This is a genomic window from Pseudomonas sp. HT11 (assembly GCF_044875395.1).
GTDB lineage: Bacteria > Pseudomonadota > Gammaproteobacteria > Pseudomonadales > Pseudomonadaceae > Aquipseudomonas.
Window position 1 is genome coordinate 6,295,327 of record NZ_CP173217.1, and the last position, 18,107, is coordinate 6,313,433.

Consider the following 18,107-nt stretch of genomic DNA (forward strand, 5'->3'; position numbering starts at 1 on the left):
GCATGCGCGAACCCGGTTTATTGAAACCTGCGGTCCTGTGGTTGCTGCTGTTGGCGCCGCTGTTTTTCAGCACCTACGGCTTTGCCACCTGGGTCACCAGCCAGCGCAGCGACGTCGGCACACTGGTGTTCGGCTGGGAAACCCATATGCCGTTCTGGGCCTGGACCATCGTGCCCTACTGGTCCATCGACCTGCTCTACGGCTTCTCGCTGCTGCTGCCCACTAGCCGCCATGAACTCAAACAACACGCGCTGCGCCTGCTGACCGCCCAGGTGATTGCCGTGAGCTGCTTCCTGATCTGGCCGCTGCGGTTCACCTTTGAACGGCCGGCGCTGGATGGCGTATTCGGCTGGCTGTTTGCCGTGCTGGCAGGTTTCGACAAACCGTTTAATCAGGCACCGTCGCTGCACATCGCACTGCTGGTGATTCTGTGGATCATGTACCAGCGCCACAGCCAGGGCTTCTGGCGCTGGATGGTGCACGGGTGGTTCGCGTTGATCGGTATTTCGGTGCTGACCACTTATCAACATCACTTTATCGACTTACCCACAGGCGCCCTCGCCGGCTGGCTATGCGTGTGGCTGTGGCCGCTGGAGCACCCGAGCCCGCTGTTGAATGCGCGGCTTACGCGGGATCGAAAACGCTGGCGGCTGGGCGTGCGCTACGGCTTGGGCGCGCTGGCCTTGGTGATTCTCGCGTTAACGCTCGGCGGCTGGTGGCTGTGGCTGCTATGGCCGGCGGTTTCCCTGGGCTTGATCAAGGCCAATTACTTGGTACTCGGCGCGCCGGGCTTTCAAAAACGGCTCGACGGCACGCTGACGCCTGCCGCGCGCTGGCTGTATGCGCCCTACCTTGCGACCGCGTGGATCAACTCACGCCTGTGGACACGCAAGCATCCACAGCCTGACCTGATTGTGGATAACGTCTGGCTCGGTCGAATACCCGCCGCACGCGAGCAAGGTTCATTCAAGGCGATCGTCGATTTGTGCGCCGAATTGCCGATTAATCCACAGGGCCGCGCTTATGCATGCGTCCCCGTGCTGGACCTGATTGCGCCGACACCCGCCGAATGCCTGCAAGCCGCCCAAGCCATTGAGCGCCTGCGCGCAAGCGGGCCATTACTGGTGTGCTGCGCCCTCGGTTACTCACGCAGCGCCACCGCCGTTGCAGCCTGGCTGCTGCACAGTGGGCGCGCCACAACGGTGGACGAGGCACTGGCTATTATTCGTACAGCGCGGGCCCATGTGGTCCTGCACCCCGCTCACCGCGAAGCTTTGGAGGGTTTAGCCCATGCCCGCTGATATGGAACTCCAGGTGGTTGCCAGCCTGCTGCGCCGTGGTCGCTCGCTGGATCAGTTATCCACAGGCCTGACGCTGCTCGGCGTGCTTTTCGGCCTGGCCCAACTGCTGATGGCGAGTGTCGCGCCAATCTGCCTGCTGCTCAGCCTGTGGATGATTGTCCTGGGGCTGCTGCAAAAGTACTGGGCGCTGCGCGTCGCCTTTGATGCCGACCTGTTCGCGCTGCTCGCTCGCGACACCGAGCGCACCCCCGACCTCGACCAGGCCCTGCAAACCCTTGGCCTGCAATCGGCCAAGCGGGCCGGCCGGCCCTGGACCGAACGCCGTCGCGGCGCCCTCAAACTGCTGCGCAAGCAGGCCTGGCTGCTGGGCGCACAAATGCTGCTGACCCTGGCCGTGATCCTCGCCAGCCCTTGGCTACCTTTCGCCGGATAAGGAATCCCCATGTTCGAACCTGTGGTTGCCACCCTGATTACCTCAATGGCCCGCACCGTAACCGGCGCCCGCAGCCTGTGGCTGGGGTGCGCGCCGGTGCCGGTGCAGCGCATCTATTTCGCCAACCACAGCAGCCACGGCGACTTCGTGCTGGTGTGGGCATCCTTGCCGCAAAACCTGCGCACGTTCACGCGTCCGGTGGCCGGCAGCGACTACTGGAACAAAAGCGCCCTGCGCCGTTACATCATCAACCGCGTGTTCAACGGCGTGCTGATCGACCGCGAGCGCAAAGACCCTGTGGATAACCCACTGCAGCCTATGCTTGCCGCCCTGGAAGGTGGCGACTCGCTGATTATCTTCCCCGAAGGCACGCGCAATCTCGAAGACGGCTTGCTGCCCTTCAAGAGCGGCCTGTACCACCTGGCGAAAAGTTACCCACAGGCCGAATTGATCCCGGTGTGGATCGCCAACCTCAACCGGGTCATGCCCAAGGGTCGCGTGCTGCCGCTGCCATTGCTGTGCACCACCAGCTTTGGTGCTCCCCTGCAATTGGAGGATAACGAAGACAAAGCCGCCTTCCTCGCCCGCACCCGCGACGCCCTGCTTGCCCTTGCCCCGGAGCATGTCTGACATGGATAGCCAAACCCTGATGTTGTTCGGCGGGATCGGCGCCATCCTGGTGCTCGCCTCGCTGATCGGCCTGATCCTCAAGTTGCGCACCCGCGGTACGCCAAATGCGGTCGTCGACAACCTCAACGCCCGTATCAATGCCTGGTGGGTGATGGTCGTGGTGATCGGCATCGCCTTCTGGCTCGGCACCGGTGCGGTGATCCTGCTGTTCTACGCGGTGTCGTTCTACGCCCTGCGCGAATTCCTCACCCTCACCCCGACCCGGCGCAGTGACTACCCGGCGCTGGTGGCCGCGTTCTACCTGGCCTTGCCGCTGCAATACCTGCTGATCTATTCCGATTGGTACGGGCTGTTCTCGATCTTCATCCCGGTGTACGTGTTCCTGCTGCTGCCGATCCTCGCTTCGCTGGGGGGCGACAGCACGCACTTCCTGGAGCGCGCGTCGAAGGTGCAATGGGGCCTGATGATTGCAGTGTTCTGCGTGTCCTTCGTCCCGGCCCTGCTGACCCTCGACATTCCTGGCTACGAAGGTCGCAACCTGTTGCTGATCGCCTACCTGGTGATCGTGGTGCAGCTGTCGGACGTGCTGCAGTACGTGTGTGGCAAGCTGTTCGGCAAACACAAGATCGCGCCCAACCTGTCGCCGTCCAAAACCGTCGAAGGTTTCGTCGGTGGGATTCTGCTGTCATCCCTGATCGGCGCAGCGCTGTGGTGGACCACGCCGTTCAACCCGTGGCAGTCGTTCTTGATCGCGCTGCTGATCAACCTGCTCGGCTTTGCCGGCGGCATTGTGATGTCGGCGATCAAGCGCGACCGAGGCGTGAAAGATTGGGGCCATATGATCGAAGGTCACGGCGGGATGCTGGACCGGCTGGATTCGGTGTGTTTTGCCGCGCCGATTTTCTTCCACCTTGTTCGCTACTGGTGGACTTGAGAAATACCACCTCAAGCTCAACGCGGATCAACTGTGGGAGCAGGCAAGCCAGCTCCCACAGTGGTTTTGCGGTGTTTTCAAGTGTTCAGCCTGGCAGGTGCCCCAAAGGCAAGGCGCCTGGGGTTTTCACGGTCTGGATCGCAAAGTTGCTGCGGATGTCCCTAACCCCGGGCAGCTTCAACAGGCTGCCGGTGACGAAGCGCTCGTACCCACGCAAATCCGGCACCACCACCTGCAATAGAAAATCCGACTCCCCCGACACCAGAAATGCCGAGATCACCTCGGGCAGTGCGGTCACCGCCTCGCGAAGGCATTGGCCTCGGTGTCGTTGTGCCGCTCCACCTTCACGCCGACGAACACCATCATGCCCAGGCCCACTTCATCGCGATCCAGGGTCGCTTGATAGCCGCGAATCACGCCGGCTTCTTCCAGCAGCCTCACACGGCGCAAACAGGGGGAGGCAGACAGGCCGATCTCATCCGCCAGCTGCACGTTACTCAGGCGCCCATCGCGCTGCAGGGCTTCAAGAATCTTGCGGTCAAAGGCATCAAGTTTCAAATTTGGCATAAATGAATGACCGCAAGCTTAATCAATGGCAGACAGTGCCAAGAATAGACGCCTTTTAAGCTGAATACGCAAGCACCTGCCCCGGCCTTCGCTCCTAGAATCAGCCGACACATCAAGGGGGTGGAACATGACAGAGCTGTGGCTATTTCTGATGGCACTTTCGGTGGCGTTTCTGCTGCCGGGGCCGGACATGATCCTGTTGCTGCAAACCGGCGCACGCCAGGGCAAAGCGCTGGCGCTGACCACGGCCATCGGCCTGGGCCTCGCCCGGGCCTGCCATGTGGTGTTGGCGGGCATGGGGCTGGCGACCTTGTTCAAGGTGGCGCCCTGGACCTTCGACGTGGTGCGCCTGGGCGGTGCGGCCTACCTGTTATGGCTGGGCGTGCAATGCCTGCGTGCCAACGGGCTGCCATCGCTCGACGCCTCTCACGGCGCACCACCCGCCCATGCCTGGCGCATGGCCTTTCAACGCGGACTGCTGACGAACCTGCTCAACCCAAAGGCCCTGCTGTTCTGCTCGGTGCTGCTGCCGCAATTCATCAACCCGCAAGCCGGCCCGGTGGCGGCGCAGTTTGCATGGCTGGGGGTGATGCTGGTGACGGTGGGCTTCGCATTTGACTGCTGCTACGCCCTGGCCGGCGCGCGCATCGGCCGCTGGCTGGCCAGCAATCGCTCGGCGCAGCGCCTGCAGCAGTGGTTATTCGGCAGCCTTTTGATCGGTTTTGCGGTGCGTCTCACTTTTGTGCAACACGCCTGAGCGTTTGCGGCATATTCACGTCATCTTTTGTATCAAAGACGCGTGTAAGATACGCCGCACTTAGCCAGGGATGCTCACCATGTTCGATGCGTTGAAAGCGATCAGCCGCCGTTTTCTCGGCCTGTTAACCACGGTGGTGAGTGCCCTGTTCGGCCAATGGCAGCCGCCTTTCTGGCTGCGCGCCATCGGCCGAGGCCTTGCGAACCTGGGCCGCAACGCTCGCGCCTATCCGCGCCAGGCCGGCGCCGGGGTGTTGGGCCTCGTTTTACTGGCTGGCGCCGGATTCTATGGCTGGCATTGGTATTCAAACCTGCCGCAGCCGCACACCGTTGGTTATTCGTTGCACAAACCGAACCTGACGGATTACACCCAGCAACCGCCGGTGGTGGATAACTTGCAGGTGCGTTTCGCCGAATCCGTGGCCCCCTTGGCGGCGATTGGCAAACCGGTGACTGAGGGCATCACCCTCAAACCCAACGTGGCAGGCGCCTGGCGCTGGTCCGATGACCACACTTTACTGTTCGTGCCAGAAAAAGACTGGCCAGTAGACGCCCACTACACGTTGGACCTGGCGAAGAAAAACCTCCTGGCCGACGGCGTGTTGCTCAGCCAGTACAGCAGCCAGTTTTCCACCCAGCCATTCCGCGCCACCCTGGCACAAAACGAGCTGTATCAAGACCCGTCCAACCCGACGCTGAAACAGCTGGTCGCGACCTTCCACTTTTCCCACCCGGTGGATGAAGACAACCTGCGCAAGCGCGTGTCTGTGACCCTCGGCAAAGGCCTGGCCTACCGCGACGCGCAGTTGCCCAACCGCCCGGAAATCACCTTCGACGATAACAAGCTCAACGCCTACGTACGCTCCGCCGCCCTCGCCACGCCACTGGAAAGCACGCCGGTCAGCGCCAGGCTCGACGAAGGCATCAAGGCCCGCGACGGTGGCAACGCCAGCACCGCGCCGCTGGTGTCGGAAGTCATCGTGCCCGGCCGTTATCGCCTGACCTTTACCGGCGCCGACGTCAGCTTTGTCGACAATGAACGCGGTGAACCGGAACCGGTGCTGATGTTCAGCAGCTCCAGCGCCGTGGCCGATGACACCATTGCCGGTAAGGTCCAGGCGTGGCTGCTGCCGGAAAAAGCCCAGGACGACACCCGCCCCTATACCAGCAACGACATCGACGACGCCCTGCTCGCCCGCAGCACCAAGGTCGTCCTGACCCATGTGCCCAGCGTCGAGCCGTTGAATACCCTGCACGCGTTCAAGTTCAAGGCCCCGGCCGGTCGCGCGCTGTATGTGCGCGTGCCCGCCAACCTGGAAGCCATCGGTGGCTATCTGGCGAAAAACCCTACGGCCTCGTTGATCAGCATGCCGGCGTATCCGCGCACGCTGCAGTTCCTGTCCAACGGCGCGCTGCTGAGCCTCAACGGTGAAAAACGCCTGGGCTTCATGGCCCGTGGCGTGCCCGGCGCCCATGTGGAAATCGCCCGGCTGCTGCCCAACCAGTTGCAACACCTGGTGGACCAGAGCAGCGGCAGTTTTGCCCGGCCCAATTTCGGCAACGAATACTTTGATCGGATGGTCGAGCGCCAGTCGCTGGATATTCCGCTGTCGTCCAATGACCCGGCAAAAACCGTCTACGACAACGTCGACCTGAGCCATTACCTCACCGCCAACGGCGGGCGTCGTGGCATTTTCGTGCTCAAGCTCAGCCCTCAGGATGACCCTGCAGAACGCACGTTCGAGTACGACCGCAGCAGTACCAGCGACCTGCGCTTTATCGTGGTGACTGACCTGGGCATCATCGCCAAGCGTTCCAGCGACGGCAGCCATGATGTGTACGTGCAGTCGATCGGCAATGGTTCGCCGGTGGCCGACGCACAGGTCGACATCATTGGTCGCAACGGCCTGCCGGTCAGCAGTGGCCGTACCGACACCGAAGGCCATGCGCATTTCGCCAAGCTGGATGAACTGCGCCGTGAGAAAACGCCGCTGATGTATGTAGTCACTCGCGGCAATGACCAGTCCTTCCTGCCGATTGCCCGCCAGTCGCAGCAGCTGGATTTGTCGCGCTTTGACGTAGGCGGATTGGAAGAAGACGGCGCGATTGATCGCCTCAGCGCCTACCTGTTTACCGACCGCGGCCTGTATCGCCCTGGCGAGACTGCGCACTTGGGCATGATCGTGCGCAGCGGCAACTGGAAAGGCGCCCTGCAAGGCCTGCCGGTGGAGCTGCAAATCACCGACCCGCGCGGCCTGGAAGTGATTCGCCAACCCCTGAAGTTATCCACCAGCGGTTTTGAAACCTTTGATTTCCCCAGCAGCGAAGTCGCCCCCGCAGGCGATTACACCGCGACCTTGCAGTTGATTGGCGAGAAAAACACCCGCACCGACCTGGGCAGTGTCAGTTTCAAAGTCCGCGATTTCGAGCCGGACCGCATGAAGGTCAGCCTGAGCCTGCACGACACGCCCGTATTGGGCTGGATTCCACCGGACCAGGTGGTGGCCAAAGTCACTGCAATGCACTTGTTCGGCGCCCCGGCAGCTGGCCGCCGGGTGACGGCGAAGATGTCCTTGAGCCCGACGCTTGCGGCCTTCGACCGTTATCCCGATTACCGCTTCCGCCTCAACAACTCGTTGGAAGACGCCAGCACCGAAGACCTCGCCGAAACCACCGTCGACGACAACGGCCAGGCCGTGCTCGACCTTAACCTGCAACGCTTCGCCAACAGCACCTATCGCCTGCAGGTTATGACCCAGGTGTTCGAGGCTGAAGGTGGGCGTAATGTGACGGCGCAAAGTGCGCTGCTGGTGTCGTCCGCGCCTTATCTGGTGGGTGTGAAAAGTCAGGATTCGCTGTCGTACGTCGCCAAGGACGCCCCGCGTCAGGTGCAGTGGCTGGCCGTCGCGCCGGACCTCACGCCATTGGCGGTGGACGGCTTGACCAGTGAAGTGGTCGAGCACCGTTATGTGTCGGTGCTGGTGAAACAGTCCAACGGCACCTACAAATACGAGTCACGCATCAAGAACATCAGCCAGCCCGCCTCGCCATTGACGATGACCAAGGACGGCGCCAAGCAGACCCTGAACACCGGCACGCCGGGCGATTTCACCCTGCAACTCAAGGATGCCAACGGCAACCTGCTCAACCAGATCGACTACAGCGTGGCCGGACGTGGCAACACGTCGCGCTCCCTGGAGCGTAACGCCGAGTTGCAGCTGCGCCTGGATAAACGCAGCTACGCCACCGGCGATGAGATTGCGATCAGCATCCGCGCGCCGTACACCGGCGCGGGTTTGATCACCATCGAGCGCGACAAGGTTTACACCCAGCAATGGTTCAAGGCCGACAGCACCAACAGCGTGCAACATATCCGCGTGCCTGCAGGCCTTGAGGGCAATGCCTACGTCAACGTGCAGTTTGTGCGCGACATTGGCTCGTCCGAGGTTTATATGAGCCCGCTGTCCTACGGCGTGGTGCCGTTCAGCATCAACCTCGATGCGCGGCGCATGGCGCTGAAGGTCGAAGGCCCGGCGAAGATCGAGCCGGGGCAAACCCTGGACATCAAGGTCACCGCCGACCGCCCAGGCCGCGCGGTGGTCTACGCGGTGGACGAAGGCATTCTGCAAGTGGCGCGCTACCAGACGCCAGACCCGTTGGGTTTCTTCTTCCAGAAGCGCGCACTGGAGGTCGGTACCAGTCAGATTCTTGACCTGATCCTGCCGGAATTCAGCCGCTTGCTCAGTGGGGCGGCGCCCGGTGGCGATACGGAAGGCGCCCTGGCCAACCACCTCAACCCGTTCAAGCGTAAACATCAGCCGCCCGTGGCGTGGTGGTCCGGGCTGGTGGACCTGCCGGCCGGTGAAACCGTGCTGCATTACCAAGTTCCGGACAGCTTCAACGGCAAGCTGCACCTGTTTGCGGTGGCGGTGGATGCCGACAGCGTCGGTGTGAGCGAGGCCAACACCGAGGTGCGTGGGCCGATCGTGATCACACCGAACGTACCGGCTTTTGTCGCGCCGGGGGATGTATTCAACGTGAGCGCTGGCGTGTTCAGCAACCTCGACGCGGCGGCCGATGTGAAGTTTGAAGTGCAGACCAGCGACGGCCTCACCGTGCAGGGCGACAAAGGCAGCACCTTGTCATTGCAGCCGCGCAAGGAAGGCACCGCCGAGTTCAAGATCAAGGTCGGCGAAACCCTCGGTTCGGCGGACCTGCGCTTTATCGCCGTGCTGCCGGATGGCAAACGCATCCAGGTAGCAGAAACCACCTCGATCCGCCCGCTGAGCGAACATCGCGTGGCCCTGAGCCTGGGTCGTTTCGACAGCGCCAGCAAAGAGCTCAAGCCAACGCGCGAGCTGTTCAGCCAGCTGCGCGACGTGCAACTGGGCGTGGCGGCCTCGCCGCTGGTGTGGGCCAACGGCCTCAAGCATTACCTGGATGACTATGGCTATGCCTGCACCGAGCAATTGGTGTCCAAGGCCATGCCGGCGTTGATCTGGGGCGGCACGGCGCCCGAGGCCGAGCAAGCGTTCACCAGCGCAGTGCGTATGTTGCGCCAGCGTCAGAACCAGGCCGGCGGCTTCGGTTTGTGGGCGGCCAACCCGGACGTGGCGCCGTACGCCAGCCTGTACGCCACCGACTTCCTGATCGAAGCCAAGGAGCGTGGGCTGCCGGTGCCGGAAGATTTGCTGGTGCGCTCCAACGCCTACCTGACAGAACTGGCCAACGGCCCGAGCGAAGGCCTGTCGGAATTGCGCAACCGCGCCTACGCCAGTTACCTGCTGAGCCGTCAGGGAATTCTGGTAAGCGGCGCCTTGAGCGATATCCGCGAGCGCTACGAGAGTTACTTCAAAGACACCTGGCAGAACGACCTGGGCGCCGCTTACCTGGCCGCCAGCTACAAGCTGCTCAAGCAGGACCGCCAGGCCGATACGCTGTTCCGCAAAATCCCATGGCGCTCCCTTGTGGATAAGTGGGACAGCGACGGCCTGTATTACGACCCGCTGGTGCACGACGCCGAACACCTGCACCTGCTGGCGCGCCACTTCCCTGAGTTGCTGGACGATGTACCAGCAGCCTTGCTGGATAAGCTCGGCAAGCGTCTTAATGAGCAACGCTACAACTCGCTGTCGGCCGCTCTGCTGCTGCGTGCCCTGGACAATTATGGCCAGCGTGCGCAAAGCGACATGACCCTCAAAGCCACCGCCTGGCTGGGCGACAAGCAGCAGCAACTGCTGGAAATGGCCGGTCAACCGCCACGCGCCGCCGTGCCGGGTGCCACGCAAAAACTGGTGATGGAAAAAACCGACGGCCCGGCCGCGTTCTACATGCTCAGCGAGGCCGGTTTCGACAAGGGCGCCAAGCTCAAGCCGATCAACAATGGCTTGGAAATCATCCACGAATACCTCGACCTCAAAGGCGAGCCGGTGAGCAAAGTGGCGGTGGGCGATGAGTTCCTGGTGCGTCTGCGCCTGCGTGCGACCGACCGCGACCAAGTGCAACAAGTGGCCGTGGTCGACCTGCTGCCCGGCGGCGTCGAGCCTGTGTATAACTTGCCGCCGGAGCCGGAAACCGCCAGCGCCGATGAAAGTGAAGGCGACGATTCGGAGTACGTGGAAACCGCCGACGGGGATGAAGCGGATGCCTGGCAGGCGCCTATCGGCGAAACCGAGCTGAGCAACTGGCAGCCGGACTACGTGGACGTGCGTGATGATCGGGTGGTGCTGTACGGCACCGCGCTGCGCGATGTGGGCACTTTCGTCTACCGCGTGCGCGCCACCAACGCCGGCACCTTCAACACGCCACCGGCCTACGCCGAAGGGATGTACGAAACCACCCTGCAAGGGCGCGGCAAAGTAGGCCAGCTTGAAATTACCAAGCCTTAAACGCCTGACGCCGCTGCTGGCAGCGGCGGTGGTGCTGGTGGGCTTGCGGTTGTGGCCGCACGCCCCGCTGGAACAGGCCGTCACCTCGTCGCGGGTGGTGTTGGCCGACGACGGCGCGCTGCTGCGCATGACGTTGGCGGATGACGGCCAATACCGGTTGTGGCTGCCGCTTGCGCGCATGTCGCCGTCACTGGTCGAGGCGTTGCTGCTCAAGGAAGACCGCAATTTTTATTGGCACCCGGGGATCAATCCCCCGGCGTTGCTGCGCGCGGCGTTGGCCACCTATAGCGGCGGCCAACGCCAGGGCGGTTCGACCTTGAGCATGCAACTGGCGCGGCGCTTGTGGGATTTGAACACCCGCCAAGTGCCGGGCAAGTTGCAGCAGATGGCCTTGGCGTTATGGCTGGAGGCGCGATACAGCAAGCACGACATCCTCGAGGCCTACCTGAACCTGGCGCCCATGGGCGGCAATATCGAAGGCGCCGAGGCGGCCAGTCGCATTTACTTTGGCAAATCGGCAGCTCAGTTGTCGTTGTCCGAAGCACTGGCGCTGGCGGTGATTCCCCAGCAACCGGGGCGACGCGCGCGCTTCGGGCCCTCGCTGCAAAACGCGCGGCTACGCCTGATGGCCGACTGGCGCGAGACTTATCCACACGACCCACGAAACGACAGCTTGCTGGACTTGCCACTGGAGGCGCGCAACCGCCAGCAAATCCCGTTTCTGGCGCCGCACCTGAGCGAACAGTTGCTGGCGTCCCAGACCGGCAACGAGCTGAACAGCACGCTCAACCTGCCGCTTCAGCAACTGCTCGAGCGCCTGATTACCGGCTTTATCGCCGAGCGGCGCAGCACAGGCGTGGAGAACGCCACAGCGATCCTGATCGACAGCCGCGACCAGAGCGTAAAAGCACTGGTGGGCTCGGCGGATTACTTATCCACAAGCATTCACGGGCAGGTCAACGGCGTGTTGGCGCGGCGCTCGCCGGGGTCGACCCTCAAGCCGTTTCTGTATGGGCTGGCGCTGGATCAGGGTGTGATCCACCCCATGAGCATCCTCAAGGATTTGCCGAGCAACTTCGGCTACTTCCAGCCGGAAAATTTCGACGGCAGTTTTATCGGGCCGCTGACAGCGCGGGATGCTTTGATCCGTAGTCGCAATATCCCGGCGGTGTGGCTGGCCAGCCAAGTCAAATCACCCTCGCTGTATGGTTTGCTACAACGCGCCGGCATCCAGGGCCTGCGCGGCGAAAGCCATTACGGCCTGGCGTTGGCCCTCGGCGGTGGTGAGATGACGCCCGAGGAGCTGGCGCGGCTGTATGTGATGCTGGCCGGTGACGGGCATCTGCGGCCGTTACGGTATTTGCAGGAACAGCCGCCATCCACTGGGCCGCAACTGCTCACGCCGCAGGCCGCGTTTATGGTGCGCGATATGTTGCGCCGCAACCCACGGCCGGATGGCTTGCCGAGCCGCCATTGGCGCACCGCGTGGAAAACCGGCACCTCGTGGGGGTTTCACGATGCGTGGAGCGCCGGCCTGGTCGGGCCGTACGTGCTGGTGGTGTGGGTGGGTAATTTCGATGGTCGACCGAACCCTGCGTTTATCGGCGCCAAGACCGCTGCGCCGTTGTTCTTTCGCATCGCTGACGCCCTGCCGCTGGCGCTGCCCAACGTGGTGATAAAACCTGACAAACCACCCGCCGGGTTGGTGCGCATCGACGTGTGTGCCGCTTCCGGTGAGTTGCCCAACCGCTGGTGCCCGCAAACCCGCAAGACCTGGTACATCCCCGGCGTGTCGCCGATTCGTGTGTCGAACCTGCACCGCCCGGTGTTGATCGACACCCGCACTGGCAAGGCCGCGTGCCCGCCATTCGATGCGCAATACACCCGTGAAGAAGTCTTCGAATTCTGGCCAAGCGATGTGCAGCGCCTGTATCGCGCCGCCGGCCTGCCCCGGCGCACGCCGCCTAATGTGATGAAAAATTGCCAGCCCAACCGCGTCAGCGATCAGAGCGAAGCCCCGCAGATTCGCTCGCCGCTGACCCAGGTGAGCTACCAGTTGCGACTGTCCCAGCCGCAGGAAAGTATCCCGCTCAATGCCAACGCGGCCAGCGACGCAACCACGCTGTACTGGTTTGCCGACCAGACGCTGATCGGCCAAGGCCCGCCGCAAACCACGTTGAACTGGCGGCCGGGCAAGTCGGGCGAATACCGGTTGCGGGTCAGTGATGATCAAGGCCGCAGTGCGAGCCGGGGGTTGAAGGTGGAGTTTGTGCCGTGATCACAAGGTACTTGGCTGGATAAGCGCAGATCCCCCCTGTGGGAGCGGGCTTGCCCGCGAAGACGGTGGCCCAGCAAACAGTGATGTTGACTGACCCACCGCTTTCGCGGGCAAGCCCGCTCCCACATTTGATCTCCTGCGCGACGCCCTGATCAGGCGTCTTCATCGCCGAAACTGGCTTTGCCTGCGCTCTTGGCAAAATGGTTGTACGCCGCACCCAGCTTGCGTTGCTCGAAGATCGAAAACACCAATGTGCCGAGCAGGATCAGCATCCACACCAGAAACAGCTTCAAGGTATCCACCTGAGCCACGAACAGCAGCAGCGTGACCACGCCGCCGATGACCATGCCCAATCCCATCCACGCACCCAGCACCCGACCCACCGCCAGGCGCATGCCTTTGGGCAGCACCAGCCGGGTCGCCATCATCACCACGATGATCGTCAGGAAAAAACCAAACGCCGCCATGAACGGAATCGGGAAACCGCCCTCGCGGTACAGCCAGGCCAGCAGCCGATACACGGGGCCCAGTGGCTCCATTTGCTGATACGTGTCGGGACCGGGTAAATGCAGTTGGGCGAAATGCGCGGGCGTCATGGCCATGATGCCCACGCCGATCATCCCGACCACGGCCGCATAGAAACCACCGGCACGCCATAGCGGCGCCAGCACGCGAGTGTTTTCCACATCCTGGGTCAGCGCCAGGCCGAACACCGCGTTGCGCTGTTTGCCTTGGGCAATCGCAGGTTTGCCGTCGCGCTCACAAGCATCGCCAATCAGCATCACGTCCAGGTCCTGGACCAGCAGGATCTCGCCTTGGCGTCGGGAACTGCCGACGAGTTCGTAGTCGTCGGGGGCCTTATTGCCGAACAGATCAATGCCTTCGGCGATCACGCGGATCTCACCCGTTGCATCCTGCAGGCGAAAGTCATTGCAGCGCGCCTCGCCAGATACCCGGCTCCAGCTCCAGCGCCCGTCGTCGTCTTTCTTGCCGTCCTCGACAACCCAGACATAGCCCACGCACGGCTTGCCATTCACCGGCGACAGCTGGGTTTTGTCGGCAATCACTTTGCCGCGCACTTCCACCAAGCCCATCGCCAGAGAGCGAATCTGGCTGGTGGCCAGCCGCTGTTCGGTTTTATAGAAACTGGGCCCGAAGCTGAGCAGCAGGCCGACCAGAATGCCCACGGGGAAAAACAGCGCGATAAAAATGTGCGGTGCGTAAGCAATCAAGCTGATGAAGCCTGCGAGCAACACCAGCGCCAACGCGGTTTTCCACTTGGGTTTCTTCGCGACGACGCCTGCCTGGGTGGTTTTCATGCCCCCGGCACCTCAAGCTTCACGCCTTCGTAGCGGGTTTCTTCGGCGCTGATCGCCAGCAACGGAATACGCTGATAGCTGAGCATTCGCGCAAAGAACAGGTCGGGGAACACCGCGATGGCGATGTTGTAGAGGTTGACCGACTCGTTAAAGAACTCACGCCGGTCGGCAATGCGCTCTTCCACGGCCGAAATGGCCTGCTGCAACTCGACCATGTTCGGCCCGGAGATCAACGCCGGATAACTCTCCGCCACCGCAATCACCGATTTGAGCGCGGCATTGAGCTGATTGGACGCATCGACCTTGTCGTTGAGGCTGCTGGCATTCAAGTATTGGTTACGCGCATCGCTCAGCCGCGTAAACAGCGCGTTCTCGTGGTTCATGGCGGTCTGCACCACGCGCATCAGGTCGGGGATCTGGTCGGCCCGTTGCTTGAGCAGCACGTCAATGTTGGCGAACGCCTTATCCACATCGTTACGCCGCATGACCAGGCCGTTGTAGACCCCGACCATCCAGCCGATCACGCCCACGACAATGATCAGCACGACGATGCCGGCGATTAGCAGTTCGATATTCATGGTGAAGGCGTCCCTGGCTGAGTTATCCACAGGGAGGCATTCTAGGGGTAAAGCCTGACGGCGCGCCCGGCAGTAGCGCACAGATTCGACAGGAGGTCGTTAGGGGTACAGGATCAGCTGGTTTTCCACTTCCACGGGGAAAATCTTGTCGGTGAAGCTAACGATCTGATCCTTACAACGCCCGAAACAGCGCGCATAAAAAACCCCGATTACCGGGGTTCTGGTGCCGCCATCTCGATGTAGCTGGATGTCCCGCCACCCGTCGCGCCCGACAACCACCCCCACTCGAACGCCAGCGTGGTAAGCCCGGCGTGATTCACGCCGACCGTGCCGCGTGACCACCCGGCAAGCAGCTCACCGTCCAGCGTCAGGCACTGAAATAGAAGCTCGAGAGTGTTGGAGCCCGTCACGCGCCCGATCTGCTGGCCCGTGCGGATGCGGCCACCCTGGTAAGTGCCCGTAATAGCGTCACCCTCGACTCGATAATGAAACACCGTGTCCGAGCCGGAAAGCCCTTGGGTGTTGGTCGCTACCGCAAAGCGGCGATCGTTCAAACGTTCGCGCAGTTGGGAAAAGTCAGGTTGCATCGAGGTCGCGTCCTTGCGTGGAAGTTGGAGACCCGGTGCGGGCCTCCAGCGTGTGCCGTATTACTCCACCGTCACCGACTTCGCCAGGTTACGCGGCTGGTCCACGTCGGTGCCCTTGAGCACGGCAACGTAGTAGGACAGCAACTGCAGCGGGATGGTGTAGAGGATCGGTGACAGGGTGTCGTGGATGTGCGGCATGTTGATGACGTGGGTGCCTTCGGCGTTGGTCATGCCGGCTTTTTCGTCGGCGAACACGATCAGTTGGCCGCCGCGGGCACGCACTTCCTGCAGGTTGGATTTGAGCTTCTCCAGCAGTTCGTTGTTCGGCGCGACGGTGACCACTGGCATGTCGTCATCCACCAGGGCCAGTGGGCCGTGCTTCAGCTCGCCGGCTGGGTAGGCTTCGGCGTGGATGTAGGAGATTTCCTTGAGTTTCAGCGAGCCTTCCATCGCTACCGGGTATTGCGCGCCACGGCCGAGGAACAGGGTGTGGTTTTTGTCGGCGAACAGTTCGGCGACTTTTTCCACGGTGCTGTCCATGGCCAGGGCTTCGCCGAGGCGGGTTGGCAGGCGGCGCAGTTCTTCGACCAGCGTGGCTTCGACGCCTTCGGCGAGGGTGCCGCGGACTTGGCCCAGGGACAGGGTGAGCAGCAACAAGCCAACCAGCTGGGTGGTGAAGGCTTTGGTGGAAGCCACGCCGATTTCGCGACCGGCCTGGGTCAGCAGGGTCAGGTCGGATTCGCGCACCAGGGAGCTGATGCTGACGTTGCAGATCGCCAGGCTGGCGAGGAAGCCCAGCTCTTTGGCGTTGCGCAGGGCCGCCAGGGTGTCGGCGGTTTCGCCGGACTGGGAGATGGTCACGAACAGGGTGTCGGGTTGCACCACCACCTTGCGGTAGCGGAACTCGCTGGCGACTTCGACCTGGCACGGGATGCCGGCCAGTTCTTCGAGCCAGTAACGCGCAACCATGCCGGCGTGGTAGCTGGTGCCGCAGGCGACGATCTGCACATTGCGCACTTTGGCGAACAGCTCGGCAGCTTGTGGGCCGAAGGCGTTGACCAGCACTTGGCTCTGGCTCAGGCGGCCTTCCAGGGTGCGTTGCACCACGGACGGTTGCTCGTGGATTTCCTTGAGCATGAAATGGCGGAATTCGCCTTTGTCAGCGGCTTCGGCGCCGTCACGGTATTGCACGGCTTCGCGTTCGACGGAGTTGCCGTTGACGTCCCAGATCGCCACGCTTTCGCGGCGGATGTCGGCGATATCGCCTTCTTCCAGGTACATGAAACGGTCAGTCACCTGGCGCAGCGCCAGCTGGTCGGAGGCGAGGAAGTTTTCGCCCAGGCCCAGGCCGATCACCAATGGGCTGCCACTGCGCGCGGCAACCACGCGGTCTGGCTGGCTGGCGCTGACCACGGCCAGGCCGTAGGCGCCGTGCAGCTCTTTAACGGTGGCCTTGAGGGCGACGGTCAGGTCGCCGAGGTCCTTGAGCTTGTGGTTCAGCAGGTGGGCGATGACTTCGGTGTCGGTGTCCGAGGTGAACACGTAGCCCAGGCCTTTGAGCTGCTCGCGCAGCACTTCGTGGTTCTCGATGATGCCGTTGTGCACCACTGCCAGGTCACCGGAGAAGTGCGGGTGCGCGTTGCGTTCGCATGGCGCACCGTGGGTGGCCCAACGGGTGTGGGCGATGCCGAGGCGGCCGACCAGCGGCTCGCCGAGCAGGGCTTGCTCCAGTTCACTGACCTTGCCCGGGCGACGCATACGCTCAAGCTTGCCGGCGTTGGTAAAGACCGCCACACCGGCGCTGTCGTAGCCGCGGTATTCCAGGCGCTTGAGGCCTTCAAGCAGGATGGCGGTGACGTTGCGTTCAGCGACTGCGCCTACAATTCCACACATGGTTTTCTCCTAGATGATTGCCGCGCATATCAGCGTAATGCCGCGGGCTTGGATCTGGTCGCGGGCCTCAAGCGGCAGGCGATCATCGGTAATAAGGGTATGGACGCTGCTCCAGGGCAGTTCCAGGTTGGGAATCTTGCGGCCAATCTTGTCGGACTCGACCATCACCACCACTTCACGGGCGACCTCGGCCATCACGCGGCTCAGGCCCAGCAGTTCGTTGAATGTGGTGGTACCGCGCTGCAGATCGATGCCGTCGGCGCCGATGAACAGTTGATCAAAGTCGTAGGAGCGCAGCACTTGCTCGGCCACCTGGCCCTGGAACGAGTCCGAATGCGGGTCCCATGTGCCGCCGGTCATGAGCAGCACCGGTTCGTGTTCAAGCTCGCTCAAGGCGCTGGCCACGTGCAGGGAATTGGTCATCACCACCAGGCCGGGCTGATGGCCCAGCTCGGGGATCATGGCGGCGGTGGTGCTGCCGCTGTCGATGATGATGCGCGCGTGTTCACGCAAGCGCATCACGGCCGCACGTGCGATGGCGCGCTTGTAAGCCGAGATGGGCTGGGCGGCGTCGCCCACCAGCTCCTGAGGCATGGTGATGGCGCCACCGTAGCGGCGCAGCAACAGGCCATTGCTTTCCAGCGCGGCCAAGTCCTTGCGGATGGTGACTTCCGACGTTTCGAAACGCTTGGCCAATTCGTCCACGCTGACTTCGCCCTGTTCATTGAGCAAGGTCAGGATGTTGTGGCGTCGTTGGGGAGTATTTCGTTTCGACATGGTGATGATAAGTTTCGTTTCGAAAGATAACGAAGGCAATCAAAACCTATTGGCGAAAGATCGTCAAGCGGGGCGAATAAAATTTTTAAGCCCACCACACCGCAAATGTGGGAGGGGGCTTGCCCCCGATAGCAGAGTGTCAGTCGATTCGTAAGCTGACTGATCT

At 62.4% G+C, this 18,107-nt stretch carries 12 protein-coding genes and 1 pseudogene; 7 read left to right on the plus strand and 6 right to left on the minus strand.

The genetic code is table 11. The annotated features are described in order from the left end of the window. The first annotated feature begins 2 nt into the window (after positions 1–2). Genes ABWL43_RS29120 through ABWL43_RS29135 form a run of 4 tightly spaced genes read left to right on the plus strand, consistent with a single transcriptional unit; the run spans position 3 to position 3,298 of the window. Positions 3–1,301 (plus strand): phosphatase PAP2/dual specificity phosphatase family protein, encoded by a 1,299-nt coding sequence (locus ABWL43_RS29120; protein ID WP_404486076.1) that lies wholly within the window; start codon positions 3–5, stop codon positions 1,299–1,301. Beyond that, on the plus strand, positions 1,291–1,734 hold the full coding sequence (locus ABWL43_RS29125; RefSeq protein WP_242201278.1) for a hypothetical protein: 444 nt from the start codon (positions 1,291–1,293) through the stop codon (positions 1,732–1,734). The genes ABWL43_RS29120 and ABWL43_RS29125 overlap by 11 nt, the downstream gene beginning before the upstream one ends. Before the next feature lie 9 nt (positions 1,735–1,743). Further along, on the plus strand, positions 1,744–2,364 hold the full coding sequence (locus ABWL43_RS29130; RefSeq protein WP_145158377.1) for a 1-acyl-sn-glycerol-3-phosphate acyltransferase: 621 nt from the start codon (positions 1,744–1,746) through the stop codon (positions 2,362–2,364). A 1-nt stretch (position 2,365) separates the two neighbouring features. Next, positions 2,366–3,298, plus strand: coding sequence for a phosphatidate cytidylyltransferase (locus ABWL43_RS29135; protein ID WP_106575956.1), 933 nt, complete (start codon positions 2,366–2,368; stop codon positions 3,296–3,298). An 85-nt stretch (positions 3,299–3,383) separates the two neighbouring features. Here the strand turns inward: ABWL43_RS29135 and ABWL43_RS29140 are convergent. Continuing rightward, a pseudogene (locus ABWL43_RS29140) lies at positions 3,384–3,856 on the minus strand (Lrp/AsnC family transcriptional regulator). Between the two features lie 136 nt (positions 3,857–3,992). Here ABWL43_RS29140 and ABWL43_RS29145 point away from each other — a divergent pair. The 3 genes from ABWL43_RS29145 to pbpC all read left to right on the plus strand — a co-directional run bounded on the left by ABWL43_RS29145 (position 3,993) and on the right by pbpC (position 12,787). Continuing rightward, positions 3,993–4,622 carry a LysE family translocator gene (locus tag ABWL43_RS29145; protein WP_404486079.1) on the plus strand — a complete coding sequence of 210 codons (630 nt, stop codon included), beginning with the start codon at positions 3,993–3,995 and terminating at the stop codon, positions 4,620–4,622. 79 nt (positions 4,623–4,701) lie between these two features. Then, positions 4,702–10,509 carry an MG2 domain-containing protein gene (locus ABWL43_RS29150; RefSeq protein ID WP_404486081.1) on the plus strand — a complete coding sequence of 1,936 codons (5,808 nt, stop codon included), beginning with the start codon at positions 4,702–4,704 and terminating at the stop codon, positions 10,507–10,509. After that, positions 10,490–12,787: a penicillin-binding protein 1C gene (gene pbpC, locus ABWL43_RS29155; RefSeq protein WP_404486083.1), complete on the plus strand. Its 2,298-nt coding sequence runs from the start codon at positions 10,490–10,492 to the stop codon at positions 12,785–12,787. Before ABWL43_RS29150 ends, pbpC begins: the two co-directional genes overlap by 20 nt. Before the next feature lie 152 nt (positions 12,788–12,939). Here the strand turns inward: pbpC and ABWL43_RS29160 are convergent, their stop codons facing one another. From ABWL43_RS29160 to ABWL43_RS29180, 5 genes are all read right to left on the minus strand, one after another. Beyond that, positions 12,940–14,106 (minus strand): hypothetical protein, encoded by a 1,167-nt coding sequence (locus ABWL43_RS29160; RefSeq protein WP_404486085.1) that lies wholly within the window; start codon positions 14,104–14,106, stop codon positions 12,940–12,942. Further along, positions 14,103–14,684, minus strand: a complete 582-nt coding sequence (locus tag ABWL43_RS29165; RefSeq protein ID WP_145158389.1) for a LemA family protein — start codon at positions 14,682–14,684, stop codon at positions 14,103–14,105. The genes ABWL43_RS29160 and ABWL43_RS29165 overlap by 4 nt, the downstream gene beginning before the upstream one ends. A 209-nt stretch (positions 14,685–14,893) precedes the next feature. After that, positions 14,894–15,271, minus strand: a complete 378-nt coding sequence (locus ABWL43_RS29170) for a hypothetical protein (RefSeq protein WP_404486087.1) — start codon at positions 15,269–15,271, stop codon at positions 14,894–14,896. Between the two features lie 60 nt (positions 15,272–15,331). Beyond that, positions 15,332–17,164, minus strand: a complete 1,833-nt coding sequence (glmS, locus tag ABWL43_RS29175; RefSeq protein WP_369302785.1) for a glutamine--fructose-6-phosphate transaminase (isomerizing) — start codon at positions 17,162–17,164, stop codon at positions 15,332–15,334. Between the two features lie 9 nt (positions 17,165–17,173). Beyond that, the gene (locus ABWL43_RS29180) at positions 17,174–17,941 is read right to left on the minus strand and encodes a DeoR/GlpR family DNA-binding transcription regulator (protein WP_106575964.1); all 768 of its coding nucleotides are present in this window, start codon (positions 17,939–17,941) and stop codon (positions 17,174–17,176) included. Between the last annotated feature and the right edge of the window lie 166 nt (positions 17,942–18,107).

What these genes read in the sequence shown, in the direction of transcription:
- ABWL43_RS29180 (WP_106575964.1), bottom strand. Translation starts at nt 17,941, where the DNA reads ATGTCGAAACGAAATACTCCCCAACGACGCCACAACATCCTGACCTTG.
- ABWL43_RS29160 (WP_404486085.1), bottom strand. Translation starts at nt 14,106, where the DNA reads ATGAAAACCACCCAGGCAGGCGTCGTCGCGAAGAAACCCAAGTGGAAA.
- ABWL43_RS29135 (WP_106575956.1), top strand. Translation starts at nt 2,366, where the DNA reads ATGGATAGCCAAACCCTGATGTTGTTCGGCGGGATCGGCGCCATCCTG.
- ABWL43_RS29165 (WP_145158389.1), bottom strand. Translation starts at nt 14,684, where the DNA reads ATGAATATCGAACTGCTAATCGCCGGCATCGTCGTGCTGATCATTGTC.
- ABWL43_RS29150 (WP_404486081.1), top strand. Translation starts at nt 4,702, where the DNA reads ATGTTCGATGCGTTGAAAGCGATCAGCCGCCGTTTTCTCGGCCTGTTA.
- ABWL43_RS29145 (WP_404486079.1), top strand. Translation starts at nt 3,993, where the DNA reads ATGACAGAGCTGTGGCTATTTCTGATGGCACTTTCGGTGGCGTTTCTG.
- ABWL43_RS29120 (WP_404486076.1), top strand. Translation starts at nt 3, where the DNA reads ATGCGCGAACCCGGTTTATTGAAACCTGCGGTCCTGTGGTTGCTGCTG.
- ABWL43_RS29125 (WP_242201278.1), top strand. Translation starts at nt 1,291, where the DNA reads ATGCCCGCTGATATGGAACTCCAGGTGGTTGCCAGCCTGCTGCGCCGT.
- ABWL43_RS29130 (WP_145158377.1), top strand. Translation starts at nt 1,744, where the DNA reads ATGTTCGAACCTGTGGTTGCCACCCTGATTACCTCAATGGCCCGCACC.
- ABWL43_RS29170 (WP_404486087.1), bottom strand. Translation starts at nt 15,271, where the DNA reads ATGCAACCTGACTTTTCCCAACTGCGCGAACGTTTGAACGATCGCCGC.
- glmS (WP_369302785.1), bottom strand. Translation starts at nt 17,164, where the DNA reads ATGTGTGGAATTGTAGGCGCAGTCGCTGAACGCAACGTCACCGCCATC.